The organism is Sinorhizobium sp. P24N7 (assembly GCF_042436655.1).
GTDB lineage: Bacteria > Pseudomonadota > Alphaproteobacteria > Rhizobiales > Rhizobiaceae > Sinorhizobium > Sinorhizobium meliloti_A.
The window spans coordinates 1-414 of sequence record NZ_JBHMIW010000142.1 but is presented as its reverse complement, the minus strand read 5'-3'; the positions used below and the strand labels follow the sequence as shown (position 1 = coordinate 414).

1 protein-coding gene is annotated in these 414 nt (G+C 60.9%); it reads right to left on the bottom strand.

Annotated elements, in window-relative coordinates; translation table 11 throughout:
- Positions 1–286, bottom strand: a 286-nt coding sequence (locus ACFHWW_RS34340) for a Wzz/FepE/Etk N-terminal domain-containing protein (RefSeq protein ID WP_379943853.1), incomplete at its 3' end; no start/stop codon positions are given.
- Between the last annotated feature and the right edge of the window lie 128 nt (positions 287–414).

The following is a 414-nucleotide window of genomic DNA, read 5'->3' as shown; positions in this document are numbered from 1 at the left end:
AGGCAACGGCGTTCTCAAGCAACCCTCCCTGGTCTCCAGAGATTTCGGGCGCCGAGGCGACACGCTCGTCGGAAAGCACGGCGCGAACGATCCTATCCGATTGTATAATCTCAACGCGGCTGTCGATCATGGCAGTATCGCCGGCTGGCGAAGCGGCAGTAACGTCCGCGCCTGTGAGCGCCACGTGATTCGGCTCCATCATAACAGTTGCCGTTGCGGTGTACTGAGCCGGTGTGACGGAGAGATAAAGGCATGCAGCCGCGACCGTGGCCGCGGTTCCCGCCATGAGGAGCATCCATTGCCGGCGCGCCAAGCGGAGGAGCGCAGAGATCTCAAGCGCTGCCGGATAAACGTCGCTCTGTAGCAGTCGCGATTGTTTGGCTGTCGAGCCGAGATCCTGATGAAGCATTGTGG